Below are 25,304 nucleotides of genomic sequence, written 5' to 3'. Positions count from 1 at the left end.
GAAGCTAAATCGTCCGTTCTTCATCGTAAATCTCCTCAGATACCTTGCCGAGAAAATTCTACTTTTGAACACCACTAATTTTAGGGGGGATTACCCTTCCAGAGTTTCATTGAGGTCATATCCCCGTATCGAGCCACCGCACCCGCAAGGACATTTCCTATCTGAAGTGCCCATGTAAATTTGACGTCTTTCTATTTGTTCAGACCAGTCTCTTTTACCGCGCCCTTTACGATTGCGAGGTGTCGGCGATCTTTGTGTCGGTTGGTTCTCGGACCCTATATCACTTTTCTTTTTCGAAACTTCCGGCGGAGTGTTCCCGGGAGATGAAGTAGGCTTTGTTTTAGCGCCCATCGTTTCCTTACCCTTATCTGGGTTTTGGTCCGAACTTGCCCCAAACTTCATTTTGTTAAGTTTGGCGACCTGTCCTTTGAGTTCGCGTATCTCTGAGTTTTTAATCCGAATGATAGCATTTGCTTTGTCGAGTCCGCTGCGAAGCGCGGCAATCTTAGACTCCGTATCTGACCGAAGTGCTTCAACGCGCCCAACGAGCTGTGGACCGTCTGACCCAGCTGAGACCAAGATGTCTCCCTTCAGTTTTTTGAACGTGTCGGTCATATAGCCAGAAGCAGCAACAGACTGCGCCCTCCATCCTAAACAAGGAGCGAACTTCGCTCATTCCCGCCCGTTTGAAATCGGGCGGGAAATTGGATGGAGGCTAAATTCCGGCTCTACAACAGCTAAAGGCGTTTACTGAAGAAATATTCAGGAAACGCAATTGGGCCTGACAATGCAACTACCGTTGATATTTTGCGTGAAAAATAGTGCATATTTTTTAACCACTTAGCCAAAATTCGTCCGAAGCAAAAAATAAATAATCCCGTAATACCTTGCTTTCGTCATGATTCGGCACTTGCCGATTCTGGCTTCTGGGGTGTTTGTGTGCCCGCCTATTGGTATCAAATTTGGCAAGATATTTCAGAGTATTCCATCAGGCCATTTTAGGGTGATGATAATTTGCAGTCTCGACGCGCCGCCAGTCTAATCCTTCAAACAAAGCTTCGAATTGGGCTTTTGTCATTGAAATAGTACCTTCGCTTAGCTTTGGCCAAACGAACCCTGTTCCCTCAATGCGTTTGTAGACCATCACAAGGCCTGTGCCATCCCACATCAATATCTTGATTTTGTCGCGCCCTTTTGATCTGAAGACGAAGAATGCCCCAGAGAGGGGATCAAGGTCGAAATTGCTGAGAACGTAATTGGCCAATCCATCCATGCCCTTTCGAAAGTCGACTGGTGCCGTGGCGAGATAACTCTTATAAATGCTTGAAGGCGTTATCATTGTAACCCCTCCGCTGCCCGCACCAGCTTTATGAGATCACTCTCTGATATCCCCAGAGGAAATTCAATGAACATAGTTCCGCAATGAATACGACCCATATCGTTGTGCGAGCTTGCAGGTGCCGAAACCTTGGGCGCAGGAATGTCTCTTTCAACGTTTAGTTCTGCAAATGCAGGGCCTTCTACAGTGACCTTCTCGCCTCGTTGTCGTCGATCAGCCACCCACCACTTTCGTACTAGACATTCATGCGCTCCTATCGCCGCTGCGACATCACCCGGTGACTCTCCTTCTTCACGAATGCGTCGCGTGACTTCTCTCTTCAAGTCGTTGGGCCAAATATTCCTACCGGAAGGGGCTTTCCTAATAGCGAACCCCCAAATTTCATTTTCCGCCATAATCACCTCCTGCTGATTGTCAGGGCCCAAAATACCACTGGAGGCTCAAGGATGGTTAGATGGCAAATGGGGGGCTAGTAACAACGCTTACGGCAGGTATCCCAAAAAAATTGGGGCACCTTTTGGGTGCCCCTTTTTTGATCCGTCAATTCAAGAAGATGATTTTAAAGGCCCGCGCCGTCAGACGTGGGCCTTTAGTTTGGATCAGACCTCTGAGTGATCAATTATCATATCATCAACCACCACCTTTGACCCATCGCTTGCGTAGATTTCAAAGGCAGAGATGTCATCAAATTTGCTGTCATACTCGGCCAGTGGATCGTCATAGGCGGCTGTGCCGAAATCAATCACCAAAGCTCCGGTCGAGGCGTCGAGGATAAATTCGAATGAATCCACCTCCTCATAGTCGGCGGTGTAGCTGCTGAATGAGGCATTGATGGGAGTCTCAATCAAAACAACGCGGTAAGACACCAGCGTGATTGTTACCCCATCCGAAGCAGACGGGTTCAGAGATATGCCTTCCAGATTGAAGTTGGTCCCGTAGCCGAAACTGTCTTGCCCGCCAAGGGTTTCAAAGGTTTGGTTAGGTGGGGCAAAGCCGGTAACAGCGGTTGGGTCGTTAGAGATCCGTTGCGTTGTGTCTTCGCTATAGATCGCAAACGGGTCACCCCCGATATCGTCATTTACGATTAGAACGTTATCCCCGTCCGTTGTGGTTTGACCATTCGTCAGGCCTTCAGGGAAGGGGCGTAGTGGATCGCCCGAGCCTTCGTCTGTCTCGATTACACTGCTGGTTCCGACGAACAAAAACCCGTCTACGCCGTCTATGGAAACGGAGTTGCCATCTGCTGGAGAATACTCTTCAAAATCAAAGGTTGTAGGCCCGACCACAGGCGCGACCGGATCGGATGCGGCGATGGTAATTTTGCCAAGGGTTGTGTCGTTTGCCTCCCCTGAATCATCCGTGACGGTGAAGTTGATATTCACCGGAGTTTCTTCCCCGTCTGCCAGCCCAAGATCAGTGACGTCAAAGCTGACAGTGTTTTCCACGGCGTCAAAGACATAGGAGACGGAAATGGCTTCGCCTGTTTCTTCGTTCAGGCCAATATCCACGCTTATATCCGAGAATGACAGAATATCACCGCCGTCTGAATCAGAGGTGAAGTCGTCCAGATCAATGGAGAAGATTGGATTCGTTATAAGTTCCCGATCCGTTTCCGACAGTTCTAGTCCGCCATTATCCGCATAGGTCACAAGATCATATTCGGTTCCGGAAATTTCAATCCCGTAAAGGGGCGTTGTCACAGTTGGGGCGTTGTTTGTCGTTGCCGTCGGCTCATATGGGCCGTTCAGTTCAAGCGTCACATTCCCAACGGATGTTGCGTTAATCGCGCCTGTGCCGTCGTCTACAGTCACCTCAAAAATGGTTGTGATCGAATCCGACGCGCCAAGACCAAGGATGTCTGAATCCGTATAGGGGATGCGCAGAATGGATCCGTTCACAGAAAAGCCGAGTTCCGTCCCGCTGGAGAAAGTCACCGTGAAGGTCAGATCGTCCAGATCAGCGTCAGAGGCCAGTTCGCTCAGGTCAATAAGAATGTCCTGATTGGTCGGGGTCAAGGTGATCGTATCATCGGTGAAAACGGGTTGTGTGTTCGGGGTTGGCGGCGTCACAACAGGGCCTGCGCCGTCTTCGATTGTCAGGCTGATGGTTCCTGTATCCGTGTTATTCGCCTTGCCGCTTCCGTCATTCACAACATAGGAAATCTCAAGCTCTACCTCAGGGGCAATGCCGGTTACTTCGTCAGGTTCGATGTTGAACTGGGCAGGGTCAATTGTCAGAATGCCGTTCTCAAGGGAAAAGACCACCGTTTCACTGCGACCGCTGCCCGAGATGACGATATTTCCAAACGTCAGCGTGTCGCCGGCGTCTGCATCACTGACCAGTTCATTCAGGTCGATCACGATCGGGTCAATGTCACCTTTAGTGACAGAAAGGTCGCTGGCCACGGGTGCGGTGTTTGTATTAACGGGCGTTGGATCATCCGAGCCCAAGACATCCAGTTCGATGGAGAAGGTGACGCCGCTGTTTGTCGCGCCACTGCCGTCATCGGCCCTGAAGGTCAGGGTTCCGTTCAGGGACTGACCCAAAGCCAGGTCCAATTCGCTGGGATTAAAGCTGGCGACGCCATCCATGAAGGACACACCAATCGGCACCGAACGGCCCGTTGTCGAGTCCACAAGCCCGACAAACGAGAAGCTCAACTGGCTTGTTTCAATATCGGACACATAAGGGTTCAGGTTGATTGTCGCAAGCCCGTCTGCTTCGTCCACGGACAGGCCGGGGATGGTAGAGACGACAACAGGCGCATCATTCACGCTGCCGACTGACAATAATACTGTTTGCGTGTCTGTGGCGCCGTTGCCGTCACTGACAGTATAGGTAAAGCTGTCGGACCCGTTGAAATCTGCCGCTGGCGTATAGGTGTAGCTGCCGTCGGTAGCAAGGGTCAGTGTTCCGTTCGAGGTGCTGCTTTGCAGGGTAAATGTCAGGGTGTCACCGTCAATATCGGTCGCCACCAAATTGGCATTCAGTGCGCCGTCTTCAAGCAAGTTCCCTTCAACGGTCAGAGCAACAGGCGCGTCGTTAACCGCATCCACAGTGATGGAAATCGTCTGTGTATCCGTGCCGCCATTTCCATCGCTGACCGAAAAGGTAAAACTGTCCGTGCCATTGAAATTTGACGAAGGCGTATAGGCGTAGGACCCGTCAGCGCGCAAGGCGACCGACCCGTTGGTCCCGTCTGTGACCAGACTATAGGTCAGGCTGTCCCCTTCAACATCCGTCGCGACGACAGTCCCTGAAATTATCGTATCCTCATCCCCTGTGACCGTCGCGGCCTGTGCCACAGGCGCATCGTTAACGGCATCTACAGTGATGGTGACTGTCTGTGTATCGGTGCCACCGTTCCCGTCACTGACGGTATAGGTAAAGCTGTCCGACCCGTTGAAATCCGCTGCGGGCGTATAGGTGTAGCTTCCGTTGGCGTTCATCAGAACTGTGCCGTTGGTGCCATCGGTTTCCAGCGCAAAAGTCAGACCGTCCAGATCCACATCTGTAGCCGCAACAGACCCTGAAATAACCGTATCCTCATCACCCGAGGCTGTGCCCGCCTGCGCCACAGGCGTATCGTTGACGGCATCTACAGTGATGGTGACTGTCTGTGTATCAGTGCCACCGTTCCCGTCACTGACGGTATAGGTAAAGCTGTCCGACCCGTTGAAATCCGTTGCGGGCGTATAGGTGTAGCTTCCGTTGGCGTTCATCAGAACCGTGCCGTTGGTGCCATCGGTTTCCAGCGCAAAAGTCAGACCGTCCAGATCCACATCTGTGGCTGCAACAGACCCGGAAATAACCGTATCCTCATCCCCTGTGACCGTCGCGGCCTGTGCCACAGGCGCATCGTTGACCGCATCTATGGTAATGGTGACCGTCTGTGTGTCAGTGCCACCGTTCCCGTCACTGACGGTATAGGTAAAGCTGTCCGACCCGTTGAAATCCGTTGCGGGCGTATAGGTGTAGCTTCCGTTGGCGTTCATCAGAACTGTGCCGTTGGTGCCATCGGTTTCCAGCGCAAAAGTCAGACCGTCCAGATCCACATCTGTAGCCGCAACGGACCCTGAAATAACCGTATCCTCATCACCCGAGGCTGTACCCGCCTGCGCCACAGGCGCATCGTTGACGGCATCCACAGTGATGGTGACCGTCTGTGTGTCAGTGCCACCGTTCCCGTCACTGACGGTATAGGTAAAGCTGTCCGACCCGTTGAAATCCGCTGCGGGCGTGTAGGTGTAGCTTCCGTTGGCGTTCATCAGAACTGTGCCGTTGGTGCCATCGGTTTCCAGCGCAAAAGTCAGACCGTCCAGATCCACATCTGTAGCCGCAACGGACCCTGAAATAACCGTATCCTCATCACCCGAGGCTGTACCCGCCTGCGCCACAGGCGCATCGTTGACGGCATCCACAGTGATGGTGACCGTCTGTGTGTCAGTGCCACCGTTCCCGTCACTGACGGTATAGGTAAAGCTGTCCGACCCGTTGAAATCCGCTGCGGGCGTGTAGGTGTAGCTTCCGTTGGCGTTCATCAGAACTGTGCCGTTGGTGCCATCGGTTTCCAGCGCAAAAGTCAGACCGTCCAGATCCACATCTGTAGCCGCAACGGACCCTGAAATAACCGTGTCCTCATCACCCGAGGCTGTACCTGCCTGCGCCACAGGCGTATCGTTGACGGCATCTACAGTGATGGTGACTGTCTGTGTATCGGTGCCACCGTTCCCGTCACTGACGGTATAGGTAAAGCTGTCCGACCCATTGAAATCCGTCGCAGGCGTATAAGTGTAGCTTCCGTTGGCGTTCATCAGAACTGTGCCGTTGGTGCCATCGGTTTCCAGCGCAAAAGTCAGACCGTCCAGATCCACATCTGTAGCTGCAACAGACCCTGAAATAACCGTATCCTCATCACCCGAGGCTGTGCCTGCCTGCGCTACAGGTGCATCGTTCACACCTGTGACTGTGATGTCAACGGTGTGGCTGACAACGCCGCCATTCCCGTCCGAGAAGGTGAAAGTCACCTGTTCGATTGCAGTCTCGCCAACCTCAAGGCTGTCAAACCCGCTATTCGTTGAGAATGTGAAGTTGGCGGTCAATGTGGAAAACCCGCCTAACGAGCCCGGAAGCATTGCGCCGACCGAAATAAGGCCCGCACCAGTGTAGGTGAACCCGCTAAACACTAGATTGTCGCCGTCAAAATCTGTCGCCGTTAAGTTAAACGATACAGATGCATCTTCGGTTACGGAGGTGTCGTTGCCAGACAGCAAGGGGACGTTATTGACCCCGCCCAAGTAGATGACACCGTCGTTGAACTGAAGTACTTCGAAACCCTTCAGCGTATCTTGACCGGAATCCCCGTTTCTGGTGCTGTTGTCTGTTACGGTGACCGTGTTTCCGGATACAGACCATGAATAATCATGCAGCGAGCCGTTAAATACAGCTGTGTCTGTGCCATTCCCCCCGAACAGCGTGTCATTGTCCTGGCCACCGATAATTGTGTCGTCTCCGGAACCGCCGCTAATTTGATCTTTGCCTTTGCCGCCGCGAATGCTGTCGTTGCCAGAGTGGCCATAGAGTTCATCCGCCCCCCAACCACCAACGACAAAGTCATTGCCGCTGCCGGAATTGATCACATCCGCGCCAATGCCGCCGAACAATTGATCATCCCCGGAACCGCCATTTAACACATCCGCGCCGCGCCCCCCGAACAGGTGGTCATCGCCAATGCGGCCAAACAGGTGGTCCACGCCAGCGCCACCGTCCAGAGTGTCATCGCCAAGCCCACCGTCAAGTTCATCATCATTTATCCCACCGAGCACCGAGTCATTGCCAGCGCCGCCGATCAGAACGTCTTTGCCAAAGCCGCCATCCAGAAAATCATCGCCGCCAAGTCCTGAAATGCGATCCCGTCCCTTTGATCCGGACAGGGTGTCGTCAAATTCGCTACCAATGATTGAGTCACTCCCGTCGAGCCCGTCTACGTTGACGGGTTCCAGTGAAGTTGCATTCGTGATGAGATCGTCATTGTTCGTCGCGGTCATTGTGTACCTATCAAATAGAAAAGATGCCTGAATTCATTTTGAAAACCCTTTGAAAAACCACGGCTCGCGTAAATTCAGCCAGCCAGATTTTCAGGATCTGCCGTTTTTAACAGAATGCGCGAAATGACTTTCCGTTTCAACAACTAGTTGCCTAAAAAATGACCTTTGAACGAGCTAAAATGCCAGTGTTGCAGGTCTGCAATCCACTGATTTCGGGTTGGCTTTGGGGTAGAACCTGTTTTGCTGGCCTCTGCTCTTGAAGTTGACGGGTGCGAGTGGCAGATCTGGGCTATGGATCATGCAGCCCCACAACAGCTTTCAGGCCAGAAAATGACGTCCCCTATGGTTGCAGAGCTTGCAAAATCGGGCAGGGCGGCGGTGTTGCAGAATTGTGATCTTCAGGGCTTGAATCTGGCGCGGCTTGATTTGGCGGATTGGCGGTTTGAGAAATGCAATCTGGGCGGGGCTTTGTTCAAAGGTGCGCTTTTGGAACGGGCGGTTTTTACCGGATGCAGGGCCGCAGGCGCGAGTTTCGTCAGCGCCATCTGCACAGAAGCGCAGATCGCTGGTGGGGATTTCAACAACACGTCTTTTCGCGGGGCAACATTGGCTGCGATGAAGATCAAAGGATGCAAGATGATCGGCGCAGACCTGTCCGAAACTCGCGCGATCGGGCTTGAATTAACCGAAGTTTTGTTCGGCTTGGCCTTGTTGCCAGGTCTTTCGTTTCGCAAAACAACCCTTAATGGCGTTGATTTCAGCGAGGCGGATTTACGCTCCTGTGATTTTCGCGAAACGGTGTTTGAAGATTGCTCGTTGCGGGATGCAAATTTGACGGGATGTCGGTTTGAGCAGGCAGACCTGCGTGGCGCAGACTTGGGCGGGATTAAACTGGGGGATGCCAGACGGTTCAAAGGTGCGCTGATTTCCAAGCGCCAAGCGGCTGATCTTTTGGGGCAGTTGGGGTTGTTTGTCCAATAGGGCCGCGTCAAAGGCCTGCGTCAAATCACGTGGGTGCCGTAAGGCAAACCCTGTTGCTTATAGACTTCAAACTGTGGCGGCTTTATTGTGTTGAACTGCAATATTCAGGCGCCAAATGAAAATGACCCTCACGACCTATCCCAGCCAGATTTCTTCCCACCGCGCCGCCGATATGACTGTGCATTTCGTCGGGCTTGTTTTGATTTTAGCCGCAGGCTACGCGCTGATTTTCAAAGCGGCAGAGCTGTTGGAACCCAAGTTGGTTGTTGCCGTTGTGGTCTATGTGATCTGCGCGCTGGCTTCTAATTTGGCGTCTTGGGCCTATCATTTCGCGCCGCTGCAGGATCATCGCGTTTTGCTGCGCCGCATGGATCACGCTGCGATTTATCCCAGTATTTCAGGCACTTTCACACCGTTTTTTGTGTTGGCAGACACCCCTTGGACGCTGACCCTGCTTGGGGTGTGTTGGTTGCTGACCTTTGTGGCGATCTGGAAGAAGTTCACCGATGGCACGGTTAAATCGAAATGGTCCACGGCTTCTTATCTAGGGTTGGGCGCGATCGGTCTGTGTGCTTTGCCGGATTTGACAGGCGTGTCGGTTGTGACCCTGTGGTGCATCCTTGCGGGGGCTGCATGTTACGTGATCGGGACCATGTTTTATGTGCGCAAGACACTGCCTTACCGCTATTCCATCTGGCATTCATGGGTCAGTTTTGGGGCTATGTTCATGTTCGCAGGCATTTGGATTGCTGTGTTCTGAAGTCCTGCGTGGCGCTTTTATTCAGCTGCCAAAGCGGCCTGAATCGCGTCATCCCAGCCTAGGAAAAACCGGTCACCGTCGCGAAGGACCGGGCGGGCCATCACTTTAGGTTTTGCGGCAATTTGCGCCTCTGCGTCAGAATGTTTTAACCAGTCGCTCAGTCCGCGATAGTCGTTTGACGTGCGATCAACCAGATTATCCCCGAACTCTGCTAATAACTCTGCCAGTTCGGATTCACTTAACGGATCAGCGCGGACATCGCGAAAGGTGAAATCCTTTCCATCCGCCGTAAGAGATTTGCGGGCTTTCTGGCAAAGGGGGCAGGTGTCCAAACCATAGATAATCATGTCGCGCTCCTGTGATGGTCGTGTTTTACTCCCATGTAACGCCCCTTGAATGCAAGCGAGTTTGCGGCGCAGGCTGGGAAGGTCCGCCCGCGCAGGGTCGCATGATCGCCGCTTGGCTTTCAATTTCTCGCGCAGTAGGATCACCCTATGGTTGCACCTTTTGTTCTTTTGTTTCTCTCCCTTATAGGGGTTGGCTTGGCGTTTAGTCCCGAATTCTCGGGATTGATCCTGCTGGCAGGTCCCTGTGCTCTTGCCAGTATCTACCTGCTTTTAACTGCCCCACTGCCTAAACGTCGGGATGGCCCTGAACGCCAGAACATCCAATTTGGCCAGAATATTCCGCAGCGCTGGGTCGTGGTAGATGGATCAAATGTGATGCACTGGAATGGCGGCACGCCCAAGCTTGAAACGGTGCTGGAATTGAACACTTATTTAACCAAACAGGGCTATACGCCCGGCGTGGTTTTTGATGCAAATGTCGGGTATAAGCTGCATGGTAAATTCCTGAACGATAGGACCTTGGCGCGGCTTTTGGGACTCCCAAAAGATCGCGTGATGGTAGTGCCCAAAGGCAGCCCCGCTGATCCGCTTATTTTGACCGCCGCGCGGGATTTGGACGCCCAAATCGTGACCAACGACCGGTTCCGAGACTGGATCGGGAAATATCCAGAGGTGGAACGCGCAGGCCATCTGATGCGCGGCGGATACCGTGCAGGTAAACTGTGGCTGGATCTGGAAGAACCTGCGCTTTAAAGCGGTTCATCCACCTGTCGCAATTCCCCACGATAGGCCACGATCCGCCCGATCAAAGGGGCGGTGATTTCCACATCAAAACAGAAATTGCCATTGCGGGTGGTTTCAAAACTTTGCCCCGAAGGCAGCAACGCACGTGGTAAGGGAATGCCCAAACAGGACCATCGGCGGGGGATCAGGAAAAGGCGGTTTCCGTCCACCACAAGTGCCAGCGCGACTGAGAGAATGCCGAAGGTTTCAACCAGTAAATATTCATTCTTGCCGCTGCCCTTGTGCTGCGTCGACGAAAAGATCTTACCGCCGAAATTCCGCGTCCACAGTTCTCCTTTCGCTAGGGGGGAAAGGGTGACGGTAACGGGGACATCTGGCGCGGCTTTGGGAAAGCCAATCACCGCTGCAATCGCTCTTGCAATCCAGTTGGTGCCGCGTCGGACATGGGCTTGGCCTGTCCAGCGGCGGGTTTTGGTGCTGTCATGCAAAGCCTGAACAGGCGTCGCAAGCCCGTCAAAAGCCGTGCCTAAAATCTGGCGATACAGCGGGGCGCATTCGGACTGTTGTTCGCGCATGCCTGCATAAATCGTGCGGGTTTTGAACAGGGTTTCGTAATCAGACAGATCAAGGGCGCGGGTTGCAGGGCGGGCCCCGGTTTCGGGAGGCATACCGGTCAACGTTTTGCGAATAATTGCTTCAATCGCCATGGATGGAATATAAGGCCCGTCGTCCCCCTCGGCCAGCAGATGCCAGGATTGTTCGACCGCTTGCCCGTTGTGTAATCCACGGGCATGCACAAACATCCCGCCGCGATGCTCGCCAAATCTCATCAGGTTCAGAACTTTGTAAAACAAGCCGGACAGGGGCACCAAAGACGGCAGCTTCAATGCCGCTCGCGCCTTGGCCAACAGGTTTAGAACGCGGTGCAGCAGTTCTGGCACCGGACCCGCGCCCATCCAGATGTCTTTAAGGGTTGGATGCTCGGGGGGAAGGACTTGCAAATCGGGCACATCCACCAGCGAAAAGTGGATGTTGTTCAGTGGTAAACGACCTGGCACCGCAATGGTATACCGCATGCTTTCTGCCAACCCGACGGCCTGAATTTGCACGCCTTTTCGGTGCAGCTTAACAGGCGCACCCGCATAACCGACCACCGCGCGCATCACATTCAGCCCGATTCCTGCATAGGGTGAAGGCGCAATACCGCCAGTCACAGACACAATATCCATCGACTTGGCCATTTGGCGCAGCACGGCGGCGGTAAGAACCGGAAAGCTGCTGACGCCAGATAACACATAGACGCCTGCTGCTTTGGCGGCGCTGTCAAATTCTGACACGCCAAAGACGAAATCAGCCGCATCTGCAAAATCGAGGTAGTTTACTTTGGCAGTGATACAGGCCGATATGACGTGGTAGCGGTCATCGCCGTAATCCTGAAACGGGCCTGATGCATCGACCACCAGATCAGGCTGCTGCGCCTTTAGCCCTTGGGCAATATCCTTACGATCCAGCACTAGTGGCCTGACCTGTGCGTGCCTCTGAAAGGCGTCACAAAATGCCGTTGCGCGGTCTTGATCGCGCCCGCAAATAACGATTTCAAGGTCTACAAGGTCCCGCAGTAATTCAACAAGTCGCCCGCCAAATACCCCATATCCGCCAAGAAGCAAAAGTTTCACAACACCAGCCGTTTTTGCACTTCGGCATCAGGCATGCTGCACATGTCGGTGGTTCCAAACAGCCGATAGCGGTTGCGTGCAACGGCGCGGTACATCACGTCTTGGAGGACCGTTGGCAGTATGCGCAGCACTCCAAGCCCGCGCCAAATACCACCCAAACGCCGGCCCACGCGAATATAGGCATCAAGCGAGGAGTAGGCGCGTCCTTCTTCAAGATAAAGCCAGGAGGTGGGGTCCGCAGGATCAAGCCCGTAGTGGCGCATCAATGCGTTGCCGAGATCAGATTGCAGCGGCACGATCCTGAAGTCCTGTTTGGTGTCGTTGCGGGCAATCCAGCTTGCGCCTTTTGCACAAAGCGAACAACGGGCATCCATCACGGTGAACACATCCCCCGCAGAAAACGGCGGCACCGATGGGTCTTGCAGATAGGAAAACGGATCACGAGGGCTAAGCATGTTCATAAGGAATCGTTAGCGCAGGGCCGTGCCAAAGTCCAAGGCGCATGTTGCCACAGAATAACGGTCTGGGGTCCAGACACAAAAAAGCGGTGACCCCGGGAGGTGGGGGCACCGCTTATTTGAAGGGTTCGCAGCGGGAGGAGGTGCCGCAAACGCGTTCAGGTTGCAACATGCTCTCGGGAGGAGGTGAAAGCTGTTGCGAAATCATCTTGGGATCTCTGGGAGGAGAAAGGTCCAGTATGATAGTCTGTGATCCCTGTATAACCGAAATTTCTGCATCGCAGCAACGAATAATGCTGCAATGCAGCTATGCAACGCGCGCAAAGGTTTAAATTGATGCGCAATAATGGACGGTTGCGCAAAACTTGGGCAGGACGTGATTGATGGTCATTTTGCAGTCACCAAATCTGCCCGAATTTTAGGCGGGAATCTAGGCGCATTTGCGGGTTTTCACCTGCGGGTTACAGGTATGGCCCGTTCGCACAAAAAAGGAATCGCAGAAGTCATGACAAATGACAGGCCAAAATCTGGAGTGTGCCGCATTACAACTGCATCGGAGGCAGGTTTTCCCTCAGGAAAACGTCCATTTTCACAGCATAAGGCGTGATGTTGTGGTCCGGGTTTTCGATCAGTCGAATGGCCGTGTCCAGAATGGATTCCGGATCGGAATCAATCACCGTGTCCATAGTTCCGTCGATCAACAAGCGCCGCGTGTCAGGGGTGAGCCCGTGGCCGATAAACACCAGATCGCGCCTGTCACGCTCGACCAAAGCACGGGCAATACCGTCAGAGGCCCCGCCCACGTTATAGACACCCACCAAATCAGGTGTCTGATCGATCAGCGCAAGGGTGTGGCGATAGTTTTCGGCGGCGCTGTCATGGCCCTCGCGCAGGCCCACCAGCTGCAGGGTGGGGAACATTTCGTCGAGCAAGGCCATAAAACCCGCCTCTCGCTCGGAATGAGCGCGGTAGTTTCGACTGCCAGCCACCAGCGCCACGCTGCCGGCGGGTTCTCGGCAAAACCGCCCCATCAACAGGCCAGCCGTGCGCCCTGCCATCTGGTTTTCCAACCCTACATAGGCGCTGCGGGCGGGGTGGGGCAGGTCTGTGATGATGGTTACAACCCGTGTTCCTGCGGCGGTCACCTCTTCCAGTGCTGCGCGCACGGTGGGGTGGTCGATGGCCATAAAGGCGATGCCGTCGGCCCAATGGGCGTGATGGCGCAGGGCGGCGGCCAAAGCGTTTGCGTCAAAACTCTCGATAAAAAAGCAGCGTAACTTCGCGCTGTCGCGGCTGGGTTTTGCCGCCCGCGCGCGGACTTTTTCCCCCAACATTCGCAGATAGGGATTGGTGCCCGCTGGCAACAGAACCGCGATGTTAAGCGGGCGATCCCTGTGATGGCTGTCAAATTCCTCCTGCGAAAAAAAGCCCAACTCTAATGCGGTCGCCAAAACCTTTTGCGCGGTGCGCGGCTTTACTCCTTTGCGTCGATTTAACACCCGATCCACGGTCGCCAAAGACACATTGGCCTGTTCTGCCACATTCGCCATGCTGGCATTTGCCTTTGATTGATCCGTCATAATACCTCAAAACCCATCATTTAATCCAGTTTGACGGATGGTGGGCTGTTCCATATGGTTCCGTCAAGCTTTTTGTTTTCTTGAATGAACAGCAAAGACGGGGTGACGTTTCACCTCAAAACACATCATGGGAGGTGATGATGACTTTGACGAAATCCAATAAACCTATGTCCGCCCTTACACGCCGCAGCGCCCTGTCACTGGGTGTTGCCGCGGGGGCTGTGGCCCTGTTGCCACGTGCAGCCAATGCGCAATCCGTGACCCTGCGGTATGGCCACAATAACGAGCCGGCATCAGTTGCTGGCGCGCAGGCCGATTGGTTTGCACAAGCCCTTGGCGAAGCATCGGGTGGTGATATTGCGGTGCAAGTTTTCCCCGCCTCCCAGCTTGGTAAACTGCAAGAACTGGCCGAGGCGGTTTCGTTGGGCAGCATCGCGTTTTCCCATAACACTGCGGGCGGGATCGGTTCACTGTATGAACCATTTGCAGCCCTTGATACGCCCTATCTGTATCGGGATGTGGATCACCTGATGAAGGTGACGGACGTAAATTCGCCTGTGATGCAGGAATTGAACGCGGGTCTGATTGCTGCGGCCAATGTGCGCGTGATCTACGCCCATTACTTTGGCCGGCGGAACCTGACTTGTAATAAGGCCGTGTTGTCCCCCGCCGATCTGGCAGGCGTCAAAATCCGCGCGGTGCCTTTCCCGATTTACACCACCGCCGTTGAAGGCATGGGTGCCGTTGCCGTGCCTGTAGATTGGTCCGAAGTGCCTACCGCGCTGGCCACGGGTGTTGTGCAGGGGCAGGAGAATCCGGTTAACGTGGTGCTGACCGTAAAATTGAACGAAGTCCAAAGCCATCTGATGCTGACCGGCCATATGTCCAACGCAGAGGTCGTCGTGATGAACGAAGACGCATGGCAAGCGCTGAGCGACGATCAGAAAGCTGCTGTTACCAAAGCCGCCGAAGAGACCCGTCAAAAAGCCACAAGTGCGATCCTCGACAAAGAGGAGGAAGAAACCCAAGCCCTGCGGGATCTGGGTATGACGGTGATTGGACCGGACGAAGGCCTGGATGTCGAAGCCTTCCGCACCTCGGTTAAAGCTTTGGTCGATGAACGCTTTGGCGAAAAATACGGCGAACTTTACGCAAAAATCGCGGCGATTTCCTGATCCGATGACCGTAAAAGCTGAAACTTTTGGCCGCGCTGTGATGGCGCGGCTGGCCCGTGCAGGGATGTGGACCAGCATGGGATTGCTGGCGCTGATGGCGGGGTTGATTATCACTCAAGTCGTTGCGCGCAACTTTTTTGACAAGGGTCTGCCTTGGGCGGATGAACTGGCGCGGTTTTCCAGTGTGTCGCTGGTGTTTCTGACGATTCCGCTGCTGGCGCTGCGCCGTGACATGGTGTCTGTCACCATGCTGCCAGATATGGTCGGCCCCAATCTGCGCCGCTGGATGCATTTGATTGGCGAACTGGCCTTGCTGGCTTTTGCCATTGCGTTGTTGTTCGGTTTTTCCGCCTATCTGCCCCGTGCTGGGAAATTCTCCACTCCTGCGATGGGGATGCCCAACTGGATTTTCTACGGCCCTGCCTTGATCGGCACGCTGGTTCTGACCGCCGCCGCGCTGCTGCGGATTTTTGAAACCTTGACCAACACACCGCCCCTAGATGCCGAGGACACGTTGAAATGAGCCTGATGCTTTTGGCCGTCTTCCTTGGCCTTTTGATTCTCGGCGCGCCTGTTGCCGCCGCCCTTGGCCTGTCATCTGCCTTGATGATTGCTGTTAACGGCCTGCCTGTCAGTGTCTTGGCGCAGCGGTCGGTCAATGCGCTGGACAGTTCGCCGTTGCTGGCTGTGCCGCTGTTTATTCTGGCCGCCAGCCTGCTGAATGCTATGGGCGTGACCACCCATTTGTTCGATCTGGTACGCATGTTGTTGGGCCGAATTCGCGGTGCTGTAGCACAGGTCAGCATTCTGGTCAGTCTGGTATTTTCGGGGATTTCAGGGGCTGCGCTGGCTGATATAGGCGCGCTTGGCGCGGTGCAGATCGCCCAGATGAAAGCCCAAGGATACCGCGAGGATTTTGCCGCTGGCCTGACCATCGCCGCCGCCACCATTGGCCCGATTTTCCCGCCCTCGATCCCGATTATCATCTATGCGTCTGTGGCCAATGTCTCTGCGGTTAAACTGCTGCTGGCAGGCGTGGTTCCGGCGCTACTGTTAACCGCCCTTTTGATGGTGCAAGTCGGCATGATGGCGCGGAAATACAACTTTCCCCGCGACACGATCAAGCCAACCCCCAAAGCGGTTGCGACCAAATTTGTGGTGTCTTTTCCCGCCCTTCTGGCCCCTGTCATTCTGATCGGCGGGTTGATGAGCGGCTATTTTGGCCCGACCGAGGTTGCAGGCGTCACCGTGGCCTATGCCCTGCTGATCGGGCTATTTGTCTATCGCTCGTTAACCCTGACCAAAATCCTGACCTGTTTGCGTGAAACTGTTGAAGCAACGGCGAATATTCTGCTGATTGTATCGGCGGCGGCGCTGTTCGCTTGGGTTTTGACGCTGGATCAGGTGCCAATGAAGGCCAGTGCGATCCTGCTTGGGATCTCGGATAATCCATTGGTTCTGTTGCTGCTGGTGAACCTGTTGTTGCTGGCTGTGGGCATGATCCTTGAATCCATCGCGGCGATCCTGATCATTGCCCCGATCATCGCCCCCGCCCTTGCGCTGGCCGGTGTGGATCCGCTGCAATTGGGCGTGGTGTTTGTGCTGAACCTGATGATCGGCCTGCTGACGCCCCCCGTGGGCATGAGCCTTTATATGGTGTCGATCATCACCAAAATGCCTGTGGCTGTTGTGATCCGTGGCGTCCTGCCGTTTTTTGTGCCGCTTTTGCTGGCGCTGGTCGTTGTTTCCGCTGTGCCTGCGATTTCCACATGGCTTCCTAACTATCTGATTAAATGAGGTACTATCATGGCTAAACATATCGGGCCGATCCGCCAACTGGGTTTTGTCGTGGACGACATCGAAGCTGAAATGGACTATTGGTCCAGCGTGATGGGTGTGGGGCCTTGGTTCTATAACCCCCGTGTTCCGATCGAAGATTACACTTTTGACGGTAGCCAACACGCGGTTCACAACTCGGTCGCGCTGGCCAATGACGGTTATATTCAGGTGGAGCTGATCCAGACCAGAAACGATGCGCCCTCTATGTACCGCGATTTTAAAGAACGGGGGCTGCGCGGCTTGCAGCATGTGGCCTATTGGACGCAAAACTATGACGCCGATCTGCAGGGCATGTTGGACGCGGGTTTCACCGTCAAGATGAGCGGTAAGGTTGGCGACGACGGCCGTTTCGCCTATTTCGCCGAAGAAAGTCACCCGGGGTCCGTTATTGAACTTTCCGAGGTTCTCGGTCCCAAGGGCCGTATGTTCGACATGATCCGCGCCGCATCCGAAGATTGGGACGGCACTAACCCCGTGCGTCCCTTCCCAAATCTGGCGGAAATTTAATGCGGGTAGAGGCCGAATATCTGCTGGAAACGCCGATGCCACCTGAAAAGGTTGCTTTGATGATGGCGGGGGAACAATCCAGCGGCACTTTTGTGCGGGTTGCGGGCGAAACCGACGATCTGCGCGCCCGCGCCGCGGCTGAGGTTCTGGAAGTAACGCCCCTTGAAACCCAAGATGCGCCCACCCTGCACAGTGCCTATCTGGAGCGCAAGAACATCGCCGGACCGTATTACCGTGCAAAGGTGCGGATTGCCTATCCGGTGGCCAATATCGGGCGTAATCTGGCGACCTTGGCCGCGACGGTTTCGGGGAACCTTTATGACATTGGCGAGATTACAGGCCTAAAGCTGATGTCCTTATCTATCCCCCAAGACTACCGTGCGCGCTATAAAATGCCGCTTCAGGGTGTTGTCGGAACGCGGGCTGCAACGGGCGTGCAGGGCAGGCCGATTTTTGGAACGATCCTGAAACCCAATGTGGGCATGCGACCGGATGAAATCGCTGCACTTGTGGCGCGGTTGTGTGCGGCGGGCGTTGATTTCATCAAAGATGACGAAGTCTGCGCCAATCCCGATCACGCACCCATTGCCGAACGTGTGCCAGCTGTAATGCAGGCCATCCGCGACCACGCGGAAAAAACCGGCCAGAAAGTGATGATGGCGTTCAACATCACTGATGAAACAGACGCCATGCGCCGCCACGCCGATCTGGTCGCAGCTGAAGGCGGCACATGCGTTATGGCCAGCCTGAACTGGTGTGGTCTGTCGGGCATGGAGTCCCTGCGCAGTACCACCGATCTGGCGATCCACGGCCATCGCAACGGGTTTGGCGCCATGTCGCGGCATCCCAGTATCGGGATGGCGTTCGATGCCTGGCATCAATTGTACCGTCTTGCAGGGGTTGATCACATGCATGTTCACGGCATCGGCGGCAAGTTTGTCGATACACAAGCAGAGGTCACGGCCGCCGCCCGTCGCTGTCTACAACCCCTGTCACCCGATGGGGAAGCGTCGGATGTTGTGATGCCAGCGTTTTCATCTGGGCAATGGGCAGGCACGTTGCCTGTGACGGTTAAGGCGGCAGGATCGAATGACTTTATGTTTATGGCAGGCGGCGGAATTCTGGCCCATCCCGACGGACCGGATGCTGGTGTTGCCAGTATGAAACAAGCCTATGCAGCGGTGATGGCGGGGCAGGCGTTGGACGTTTCCCCACCACCGGAACTTAAATCTGCGCTGTCGTTTTTCGGGGCGGTTTAACGTGGCACAGGGGCCTAAAATCCTGTTCATCGGCGATGACTTCACGGGCGCGTCAGACACGCTCGCCACGTTTTCGCGCAAGGGGTTGGCGGCAGAGTTGTTCCTTGACCCGCCACGAGATTTCCCTGCCGCAGGGCCAGTTGGCCTTGCCACAGCGCTGCGTGCGCTTTCGCCTGCAGATATTGTTTCGCAGATCGAACACTTTGCCCCCGCCCTGATGCAATACCAACCCGATGTGGTGCATTACAAAGTCTGTTCCACCTTTGATTCCGCGCCAGATGTAGGGTCAATCGGGGCGGCTGTTACGGCTTTGCGCGCGGTTTTTGATCCCGCTTTGGTTCTGGTGATCGGGGGCCAGCCGAGCCTTGGGCGTTACTGCCTGTTTGGCACGCTGTTTGCCGCAGATTCGCGGGGAAAAATCCACCGCATTGATCGTCATCCCGTCATGCAAAACCATCCCGTCACCCCGATGGGTGAGGCTGATTTGACCCGCCATTTGCAGGGGCAAGGTTTGGCCCTGCGCGCTGTTCCCTATACGGATTACACCGCAGGGTTCGCTTCGCTTGCCGCGCAGTTTCAAAAGGCAGTCATGATGCAAGAGGCGCTGTTACTCGACGCGGGTCAATCCGCTGACTTAATTACAATCGGTGCTGCGCTGAACGCCATTTCCTTTAAGGGACGCCCCATTCTTATCGTTGGCGCCAGTAGCGTGGCAGAGGCTTTGACGGCCCAAGTCACAAATCAACCGCCACCCCCGATTGTTCCAAAGCAACCTGCTCCGGTTTTTGCATTTGCAGGCAGTCGTTCTTCGGTAACGGCAGAGCAAGTTGCCCAGGCCAGCAGGTATAAACCTGTGCCCTTGCCCCCAGAGGTTTTCTTAAATCCTGCGGTCTGCGCAGATTTGATTGCATCTGTTGCCCAAGACCTGACACAGGGTATTTCCGTTCTGGCCCATTTGTTGCCCAACGAAGACTATGCCCTGTCCCCACAAGCCTTGGCGCATCGTTCTGTGGAATTGGTAACAGCCGTTTTGTCTGATAAAAAGCCGCCCATTGCGGGGCTTGCCATTGCGGGGGGCGACACTTCCAGCATGATTTGCCACGCTCTAAACCTGCGCAGCCTGACCTATTTGCACGACATGGACCCCGGCGTTTCGCTGTGCTTGGGGCACAGCAAGACCCGCGCCTCCGATCTGGTCATGATGCTGAAAGGCGGGCAAGTCGGGCGGCCCGACTTGTTCAATCGCTTTCTGGCAGAAGTCACGGTCTGACACCTGCTGCAATTCGCCTGTGTGACGCTATTAAAACCCTTTAGTAAACCGCTTCATAAGCGGCGCAGCGGGCGGTTTCGTCCAAGTCCTGCACTACGCTCAATTCACCCCGTTTATGGGCGGTGTACACTGCTGGAAACTCTTTCGGGAACCAACCACAGACGGTTTCATTGGTTTCAAACCGCGTTAAGGCTTCTTCCAGTGACTGGGGCAATCGCACATAGCCTTTGGCCGCCAGGTCTTCAGGGGAGAGTTCAGACAGGTCTTGCTGGGTCACTGCGGGGGCGGGTAAATGATCCTCAATTCCCTGACATCCTGCATGGATTATCGCCGCCAGCGCCAGATAAGGCGATGCGGCTGCATCCGCCGCGCGGTATTCGAAATTATACTGGCGGGCGATTTTTGCAGGGTCGTCGGACGTCACAGGGCAAATCCGGACCGAGGCTTCGCGGTCGCGGAAACCTAGATTATTATAAGCCGCGCTCCAGCGATGGGGGGTCAATCGCAGGTAGGACACAGCGGAAGGTGCGGTCAGGGCGATGATGCTGTCGAGGTATTTCAACACGCCCGCAATAAAGGGTGCCGTGACGGATGACATGCCGGACGGACCCGCGCTGTCCCATGTGGACGGGGTGCCATCGGCTGCAAGAAAACTAAGATGAATATGCACGCCATTGCCCACGCCTGCGGTGTCGCGGATCGGGGTAAAGGTTACAGAATCGTCGTGGTGCTGCGCGGCCATACGTGTGACTTCGCGCAGGATCACCGCATCATCGGCAACGCGCACGCCTTTGGCGGGGCCGTTTGTGACCTCATATTGGTTGTCGCCGTATTCTTTCATAAATGTATCGGTTTCCAAACCGCCCTGTTCCAGCCCTGCCATCAGGGATTCTGCAAAGGCGCGGCGGCGGGTAAACCCGTGCAGGGAATAGCCCTGCGGCCCTGCGGGCGTGTCTCCGCGAAACTGGAATTCATGTTCAAACGCCCCCAACAGGCCAACTCCGCCGACCCGTTCCAACCGCGCTAACGCGGCCTTCAGAATAGAGCGTGTGCAACAATCCCAAGCCGCCCCATTCAGGTCGGTGATGTCGCCCAGCATGAACCGTTCAACAGGCGCGCCGTCGCCGAAATCTAGATCAACCGCCGTTTCTGCATCCGGCATCAACAGCAAATCCCCCAAAGCGCCGTAGGGGCTGGGGGCGATGTGGTCGAAACAGGTGATCATAACATTTGTCGGCGTCCAGCCTACGCCTTTGCGCAAGCGGCTGTCCAGTTTGGACAAGGGGAAGGCCTTGCCCCGCGTGATGCCAGCAATGTCCGAGGTGGCCGCAAAAACCAGCGGTTCAGATTTCTTCATCGTCTACTCCAAATTTAATTCGATTGGCATCCCATGCCTCGATTCGGGCTTTTGTCTGGTCCCAATTTGTTTCGGCCACGCGGGTTACAATGGCCTCTAGCAGGGCCATAGCGCCTGTGTAGCAATCCCATAGGGTTCCGTTGTCGATAGGGACGGCCAGAACCTCGGTTGCATTGGCCGCGATGGGCGACATCCACTGATCCGTCAGCAGAATAATCTGCACATTCCGGTTGCGCTGCGCGTTCGTAGCAAGGGTTGCCAGACTTTGCTGATAGCGGCGAAAATCGGCGACCAGCAGAATATCACGGGGCCGCATCCGCAACAGATATTCGGGCCAGACTTCGGGGTCGGGGGGGACGTGAAAAATCTTGCCACGCACTTGGCGCAGATGGCGTGACAGATAGGTGGCGAGCGTATCGCTCATCCGCCCGCCAATCACATAAATGCTGCGTTTTTGGTCACTGAGAAGCGAGCAGACCATATCAAATTGAACATCCGTCACAGATTGCGCCGTCCCTTGGACGATCTGTTCGGCCCGCTCTAGAAACCCCGCTAAATAGGCTCCTTCTACGGGCACGCTGGTTTTTTGCAGATCTACAGGCGATCGTTGCCCGTCTTTCAATTCGCCAATCAACTGGCGCTGGAAATCCTGATAGCCGGAAAACCCCAGCTTTGACACAAAGCGCGAAATAGTTGGCGCGGACATTTTGGTCTTGTCTGCCAGTTCCTGAATTGGTTGTAGACCGGCAAAAGGGTAATCCATCAAAAGGGTTGCGCTTAAACGCCGTTCGGTTGCGGTAAACGCGGCTGACATGCCTTCGATGCGGCTTTTGACGTCCATGGGTGTATCCTTATTCCCCGAAATCCAGCGTGTAGCCTGATGCGGTGTTGTCAGTAAAGCAAACTAAAAGTTTTGTGTCAAATGCAACAAAAATATTGACTCTGAAAGTAATCTGTCAATGCTGAACCGTGTAAGAAACAGGATTCCTGATGACCACATCACCCTCAAAACATCTTTTTGTGTCCCTTGTCGGCATCTGCACCTTATGTGTGTTTGCGGCGGTTGTGGCCACCACACTTGGCCCAGCAAGCGAGCGTATTTTGACGGTTTTCTTCATATCGCTGATCGCAGTGGTGGGGATGGGGGTTTATTCGGGCAACAGCGGTATTCTAAGTTTCGGGCATTTATCCTTTATGGGGATCGGGGCCTATGTGTCCGGCCTTCTGACACTGCCGACCCAGATGAAAATGGCCACATTGCCAAAACTACCGGATTGGCTTGCTGGCACCGAAACCGGATTTTTGACTGCAATTGTTGTGGCTGTTCTGGCCACATCCTTTGTGGCGCTGGTGATAGGGCTGGCGCTGAACCGGCTAGAAGGATCAGCGGCCACCATCGCCACGCTGGGGCTGTTGATCATCACACATGGGGTGATTATCGGTTGGCGCGATGTGACGCGCGGATCACAATCGTTTTTCGGGGTGCCGCGGGAAACCACCCTGTGGTCGGCAGCGATATTTTGCATTGTTGCATTGGTGGCGGCGCGGCTGTACCGCGATTCCGTGTCTGGACTGCGCTTGCGAGCGGGGCGTGAAAACGCAATCGCCGCCAGCGCGGTCGGGGTGCGCATCCGCAAGGAACGGCTGATCGCATGGGTGCTGAGCGCAGCTATCATGGCCTTGTCCGGCGCGTTGATCGCCCATTTCCTCGGTGCTTTCAGCCCCAAGAAATTCTACTTTGCTGATACGTTTTTGCTGTTAGCCATGTTGATTGTCGGCGGCATGTCTACTGTTACAGGTGCCATCACTGGCGCTGTGACTATCACCCTTGTCACAGAAATCTTGCGACGCTTTGAGGGCGGCTTTTCCTTAGCGGGCATCGAGATGCCTGCGGTTTTTGGCACCACACAGATCGGCATCGGCCTGATCATTCTGTTCGCCATGTTCCGCAAGCCAGAGGGTCTGGCGGGTCTTAAGGAACTGGAAGAACGCTTCTTGCCTGGCCGAAAGGTTTCAAAGGGCGGCAATACCCCCCAACAGGCGGTAAAGACTGCAGATCCCACACCGTTGCAAGGCAGTAATCTGACCATGCGCTTTGGCGGCTTGGTGGCTGTTAATGACGTTTCGATCCGCGTCCAAACCGGTGAAATCATCGGCCTAATCGGTCCAAACGGGTCGGGGAAAACTACGCTTTTGAATATGTTATCAGGTGTTCTTGCCCCAACAAGCGGAACTGTCAGGCGCGGCGATATCGAGTTGACCAACGCCGCCCCCTATGAGGTTGCGAACCACGGCATCGCACGGACGTTTCAAAATATCCGCCTGTTTGATACACTTACCGTCTATCAAAATGTGCTGACGGCGGCTCTGTCCACTGGCAAGGGCGCACGGGCGGCGCAACGCTGTGAAAGTGCCATGGTGGCCATGGGCATCGCACAATTTGCCGATAGCGATGCAAACACCCTGTCTTACGGCGATCAGCGACGGGTGGAAATTGCCCGCGCGTTGGCCTGTGAACCCTCGCTTTTGTTTCTGGACGAACCTGCCGCAGGGATGAACCGCGAAGAAACCGATGATTTGATGACCACATTACAAACCCTGACCCGAGACTTGGGTCTGGGGGTATTGATTGTGGATCATGATCTTAAGCTGATCAACCAGTTGTGCGACACAATCATTGTGTTGAATGAAGGCGCAGTTATCGCCCAAGGCACCCCCGCAGACATTCGAAAAAACCCGGCCGTTATAGAAGCCTATTTGGGTCATTCCTGACCCGACACCCCCAACCAACATGGAGTTTGATATGAAAAAATTACTTACCCTAACCGCCCTTGGCGCGCTGATGGCAGCGCCCGCAATGGCAGACACGTTACGCATTGGCACGGCAACAGCGCAGACAGGCGGGCTGGCCACTTATGATGCCCCCGTGATGGAAGGCGTCCACATCGCCGTGGATGAAATCAACGCCGCTGGCGGCATTGGCGGCACCACAATGATCGAGCTGATTGAAAAAGACGTGCGTTCAGATGCGGCGCAAACCTCAATCGCGGTGCAGGAACTGGTGGATGCAGGCGTGTCTGTTCTGGTTCTGCCCTGTGATGCCGACCCGTCGTTGGCGGCAATCGGGATTGTGTCCTCGGCGCAAATCGCAGCGATTTCCACCTGTGCATCGTCACCCACGCTGCCCATGATCGGCGGCGACTACATGTTCGCCAACTTCCCCGGCGACAACGTTCAGGCCACAGTTTCGGCCAGTTGGGCGCGTGAACAGGGACATGACAGCGCCTACATCATCTACTCGCCAGACAGCCAATACACCACCATGCCACTGTATTTTGCCGAGGTTTTTGAAAAATCCGGCGGGACAGTGCTGGGGCAAGACACCCATTCCATCGGCCAGCAGGATTTTTCTGCCATCGCCACACGGATCGCGGCATTGCCAGAACAACCGGATGTTATCATGACTTCGTCTTATGAGCCCGACTTCCCGTCCATGTTAAAAGCCCTGCGCTCTGCGGGTGTGACCAGCCAGATGATCGGGTCAGACGGCATTGACAGCCCGACCACATTTTCACTGGGCGAAGCTGGCGAAGGCGTTGTTTTCACCACCGCCGGCTACGCCAAGGATGGCAGCCCGCTGGCCGAATTCAACGCAAAATACGAAGCCGCCACCGGCAGTGCTTCGCAAACTGTATTCAACGCGGTCGGCTATGACCTGATCAAAGTGCTGGAAGCCGCCGTTCTGGCCACGGGCGGGTCAACCGAACCCCAAGCCCTGCGGGATGCCATTGCGAACCTTGAAAATGTGCAGGGTGCCACCAGTTCAATCACGTATAAAGGCACCGATGGTATGCCTGTGCGTCAGGTTGCGCTGATCCGCGTGAAAGACGGCGAACGTGAATATCTGGGCTCCCCCAGCCCCGATGCTGCGCTGATCCCAGCGCCCCGTATGCAATAAGGATCAG

At 55.0% G+C, this 25,304-nt stretch carries 20 protein-coding genes; 11 read left to right on the top strand and 9 right to left on the bottom strand.

Annotated elements, in window-relative coordinates:
* Window positions 1-988: 988 nt before the first annotated feature.
* The 3 genes from tnpB to GGE09_RS14305 all read right to left on the bottom strand — a co-directional run bounded on the left by tnpB (window position 989) and on the right by GGE09_RS14305 (window position 7,386).
* The gene (gene tnpB / locus GGE09_RS14315) at window positions 989-1,339 is read right to left on the bottom strand and encodes an IS66 family insertion sequence element accessory protein TnpB (RefSeq protein ID WP_309746832.1); all 351 of its coding nucleotides are present in this window, start codon (window positions 1,337-1,339) and stop codon (window positions 989-991) included.
* Window positions 1,336-1,734 carry a hypothetical protein gene (locus GGE09_RS14310; protein ID WP_309746831.1) on the bottom strand — a complete coding sequence of 133 codons (399 nt, stop codon included), beginning with the start codon at window positions 1,732-1,734 and terminating at the stop codon, window positions 1,336-1,338. The genes tnpB and GGE09_RS14310 overlap by 4 nt, the downstream gene beginning before the upstream one ends.
* 204 nt (window positions 1,735-1,938) lie before the next feature.
* The gene (locus GGE09_RS14305; RefSeq protein WP_309746830.1) at window positions 1,939-7,386 is read right to left on the bottom strand and encodes an Ig-like domain-containing protein; all 5,448 of its coding nucleotides are present in this window, start codon (window positions 7,384-7,386) and stop codon (window positions 1,939-1,941) included.
* Window positions 7,387-7,716: 330 nt separating this feature from the next.
* Between GGE09_RS14305 and GGE09_RS14300 the strand changes: the two genes are divergently transcribed.
* Window positions 7,717-8,367 carry a pentapeptide repeat-containing protein gene (locus tag GGE09_RS14300; protein WP_309746829.1) on the top strand — a complete coding sequence of 217 codons (651 nt, stop codon included), beginning with the start codon at window positions 7,717-7,719 and terminating at the stop codon, window positions 8,365-8,367.
* A gap of 121 nt (window positions 8,368-8,488) precedes the next feature.
* Window positions 8,489-9,127: a hemolysin III family protein gene (locus GGE09_RS14295; RefSeq protein WP_309746828.1), complete on the top strand. Its 639-nt coding sequence runs from the start codon at window positions 8,489-8,491 to the stop codon at window positions 9,125-9,127.
* Window positions 9,128-9,144: 17 nt separating this feature from the next.
* Here the strand turns inward: GGE09_RS14295 and GGE09_RS14290 are convergent, their stop codons facing one another.
* A complete protein-coding gene (locus GGE09_RS14290; protein ID WP_309746827.1) occupies window positions 9,145-9,474 on the bottom strand; it encodes a glutaredoxin domain-containing protein in 330 nt (109 codons plus the stop codon).
* 195 nt (window positions 9,475-9,669) lie between these two features.
* Here GGE09_RS14290 and GGE09_RS14285 point away from each other — a divergent pair, with 195 nt between their 5' ends.
* Complete coding sequence (locus GGE09_RS14285; RefSeq protein ID WP_309746826.1) at window positions 9,670-10,227, top strand: NYN domain-containing protein; 558 nt, start codon at window positions 9,670-9,672, stop codon at window positions 10,225-10,227.
* Here GGE09_RS14285 and GGE09_RS14280 read toward each other — a convergent pair.
* From GGE09_RS14280 to GGE09_RS14270, 3 genes are all read right to left on the bottom strand, one after another.
* Complete coding sequence (locus GGE09_RS14280) at window positions 10,224-11,894, bottom strand: DUF4166 domain-containing protein (RefSeq protein ID WP_309746825.1); 1,671 nt, start codon at window positions 11,892-11,894, stop codon at window positions 10,224-10,226. The genes GGE09_RS14285 and GGE09_RS14280 overlap by 4 nt on opposite strands.
* Window positions 11,891-12,355 (bottom strand): DUF393 domain-containing protein, encoded by a 465-nt coding sequence (locus GGE09_RS14275; protein WP_309746824.1) that lies wholly within the window; start codon window positions 12,353-12,355, stop codon window positions 11,891-11,893. The genes GGE09_RS14280 and GGE09_RS14275 overlap by 4 nt, the downstream gene beginning before the upstream one ends.
* A gap of 539 nt (window positions 12,356-12,894) precedes the next feature.
* Window positions 12,895-13,932 carry a LacI family DNA-binding transcriptional regulator gene (locus tag GGE09_RS14270; protein WP_309746823.1) on the bottom strand — a complete coding sequence of 346 codons (1,038 nt, stop codon included), beginning with the start codon at window positions 13,930-13,932 and terminating at the stop codon, window positions 12,895-12,897.
* A gap of 140 nt (window positions 13,933-14,072) precedes the next feature.
* Between GGE09_RS14270 and GGE09_RS14265 the strand changes: the two genes are divergently transcribed.
* Genes GGE09_RS14265 through GGE09_RS14240 form a run of 6 tightly spaced genes read left to right on the top strand, consistent with a single transcriptional unit; the run spans window position 14,073 to window position 19,982 of the window.
* Complete coding sequence (locus GGE09_RS14265) at window positions 14,073-15,107, top strand: TRAP transporter substrate-binding protein (protein WP_309746822.1); 1,035 nt, start codon at window positions 14,073-14,075, stop codon at window positions 15,105-15,107.
* A 4-nt stretch (window positions 15,108-15,111) separates the two neighbouring features.
* Window positions 15,112-15,630, top strand: a complete 519-nt coding sequence (locus GGE09_RS14260) for a TRAP transporter small permease subunit (RefSeq protein ID WP_309746821.1) — start codon at window positions 15,112-15,114, stop codon at window positions 15,628-15,630.
* Window positions 15,627-16,904, top strand: a complete 1,278-nt coding sequence (locus GGE09_RS14255) for a TRAP transporter large permease (protein ID WP_309746820.1) — start codon at window positions 15,627-15,629, stop codon at window positions 16,902-16,904. Before GGE09_RS14260 ends, GGE09_RS14255 begins: the two co-directional genes overlap by 4 nt.
* 9 nt (window positions 16,905-16,913) lie before the next feature.
* Window positions 16,914-17,453: a VOC family protein gene (locus GGE09_RS14250; RefSeq protein WP_309746819.1), complete on the top strand. Its 540-nt coding sequence runs from the start codon at window positions 16,914-16,916 to the stop codon at window positions 17,451-17,453.
* Window positions 17,453-18,712 carry a RuBisCO large subunit C-terminal-like domain-containing protein gene (locus tag GGE09_RS14245; RefSeq protein WP_309746818.1) on the top strand — a complete coding sequence of 420 codons (1,260 nt, stop codon included), beginning with the start codon at window positions 17,453-17,455 and terminating at the stop codon, window positions 18,710-18,712. The genes GGE09_RS14250 and GGE09_RS14245 overlap by 1 nt, the downstream gene beginning before the upstream one ends.
* Before the next feature lies 1 nt (window position 18,713).
* Complete coding sequence (locus GGE09_RS14240) at window positions 18,714-19,982, top strand: four-carbon acid sugar kinase family protein (RefSeq protein WP_309746817.1); 1,269 nt, start codon at window positions 18,714-18,716, stop codon at window positions 19,980-19,982.
* A gap of 40 nt (window positions 19,983-20,022) precedes the next feature.
* Here GGE09_RS14240 and GGE09_RS14235 read toward each other — a convergent pair whose 3' ends face one another.
* Window positions 20,023-21,339: a glutamine synthetase family protein gene (locus GGE09_RS14235; protein ID WP_309746816.1), complete on the bottom strand. Its 1,317-nt coding sequence runs from the start codon at window positions 21,337-21,339 to the stop codon at window positions 20,023-20,025.
* Window positions 21,326-22,180, bottom strand: a complete 855-nt coding sequence (locus GGE09_RS14230) for a MurR/RpiR family transcriptional regulator (protein WP_309746815.1) — start codon at window positions 22,178-22,180, stop codon at window positions 21,326-21,328. The genes GGE09_RS14235 and GGE09_RS14230 overlap by 14 nt, the downstream gene beginning before the upstream one ends.
* A gap of 149 nt (window positions 22,181-22,329) precedes the next feature.
* Here GGE09_RS14230 and GGE09_RS14225 point away from each other — a divergent pair, with 149 nt between their 5' ends.
* Together GGE09_RS14225 and GGE09_RS14220 are read left to right on the top strand one after the other, a co-directional pair.
* Window positions 22,330-24,111, top strand: a complete 1,782-nt coding sequence (locus tag GGE09_RS14225) for a branched-chain amino acid ABC transporter ATP-binding protein/permease (RefSeq protein WP_309746814.1) — start codon at window positions 22,330-22,332, stop codon at window positions 24,109-24,111.
* A gap of 31 nt (window positions 24,112-24,142) precedes the next feature.
* Window positions 24,143-25,297 (top strand): ABC transporter substrate-binding protein, encoded by a 1,155-nt coding sequence (locus GGE09_RS14220; RefSeq protein ID WP_309746813.1) that lies wholly within the window; start codon window positions 24,143-24,145, stop codon window positions 25,295-25,297.
* Window positions 25,298-25,304 lie beyond the last annotated feature (7 nt).

It is taken from the genome of Roseobacter sp. N2S (assembly GCF_031454055.1).
Taxonomy (GTDB): Bacteria; Pseudomonadota; Alphaproteobacteria; order Rhodobacterales; family Rhodobacteraceae; genus Amylibacter.
The sequence above is the reverse complement of the archived record's forward strand: the minus strand, read 5'-3'. Positions and strand labels throughout refer to the sequence as shown.

Bases quoted from the DNA above. Each gene is read 5' to 3' on its own strand.
- tnpB (WP_309746832.1), bottom strand. From the start codon at position 1,339: ATGATAACGCCTTCAAGCATTTATAAGAGTTATCTCGCCACGGCACCA.
- GGE09_RS14255 (WP_309746820.1), top strand. From the start codon at position 15,627: ATGAGCCTGATGCTTTTGGCCGTCTTCCTTGGCCTTTTGATTCTCGGC.
- GGE09_RS14265 (WP_309746822.1), top strand. From the start codon at position 14,073: ATGACTTTGACGAAATCCAATAAACCTATGTCCGCCCTTACACGCCGC.
- GGE09_RS14235 (WP_309746816.1), bottom strand. From the start codon at position 21,339: ATGAAGAAATCTGAACCGCTGGTTTTTGCGGCCACCTCGGACATTGCT.
- GGE09_RS14275 (WP_309746824.1), bottom strand. From the start codon at position 12,355: ATGAACATGCTTAGCCCTCGTGATCCGTTTTCCTATCTGCAAGACCCA.
- GGE09_RS14310 (WP_309746831.1), bottom strand. From the start codon at position 1,734: ATGGCGGAAAATGAAATTTGGGGGTTCGCTATTAGGAAAGCCCCTTCC.
- GGE09_RS14245 (WP_309746818.1), top strand. From the start codon at position 17,453: ATGCGGGTAGAGGCCGAATATCTGCTGGAAACGCCGATGCCACCTGAA.
- GGE09_RS14290 (WP_309746827.1), bottom strand. From the start codon at position 9,474: ATGATTATCTATGGTTTGGACACCTGCCCCCTTTGCCAGAAAGCCCGC.
- GGE09_RS14250 (WP_309746819.1), top strand. From the start codon at position 16,914: ATGGCTAAACATATCGGGCCGATCCGCCAACTGGGTTTTGTCGTGGAC.
- GGE09_RS14270 (WP_309746823.1), bottom strand. From the start codon at position 13,932: ATGACGGATCAATCAAAGGCAAATGCCAGCATGGCGAATGTGGCAGAA.
- GGE09_RS14260 (WP_309746821.1), top strand. From the start codon at position 15,112: ATGACCGTAAAAGCTGAAACTTTTGGCCGCGCTGTGATGGCGCGGCTG.
- GGE09_RS14295 (WP_309746828.1), top strand. From the start codon at position 8,489: ATGACCCTCACGACCTATCCCAGCCAGATTTCTTCCCACCGCGCCGCC.
- GGE09_RS14220 (WP_309746813.1), top strand. From the start codon at position 24,143: ATGAAAAAATTACTTACCCTAACCGCCCTTGGCGCGCTGATGGCAGCG.
- GGE09_RS14300 (WP_309746829.1), top strand. From the start codon at position 7,717: ATGACGTCCCCTATGGTTGCAGAGCTTGCAAAATCGGGCAGGGCGGCG.
- GGE09_RS14230 (WP_309746815.1), bottom strand. From the start codon at position 22,180: ATGGACGTCAAAAGCCGCATCGAAGGCATGTCAGCCGCGTTTACCGCA.
- GGE09_RS14225 (WP_309746814.1), top strand. From the start codon at position 22,330: ATGACCACATCACCCTCAAAACATCTTTTTGTGTCCCTTGTCGGCATC.
- GGE09_RS14305 (WP_309746830.1), bottom strand. From the start codon at position 7,386: ATGACCGCGACGAACAATGACGATCTCATCACGAATGCAACTTCACTG.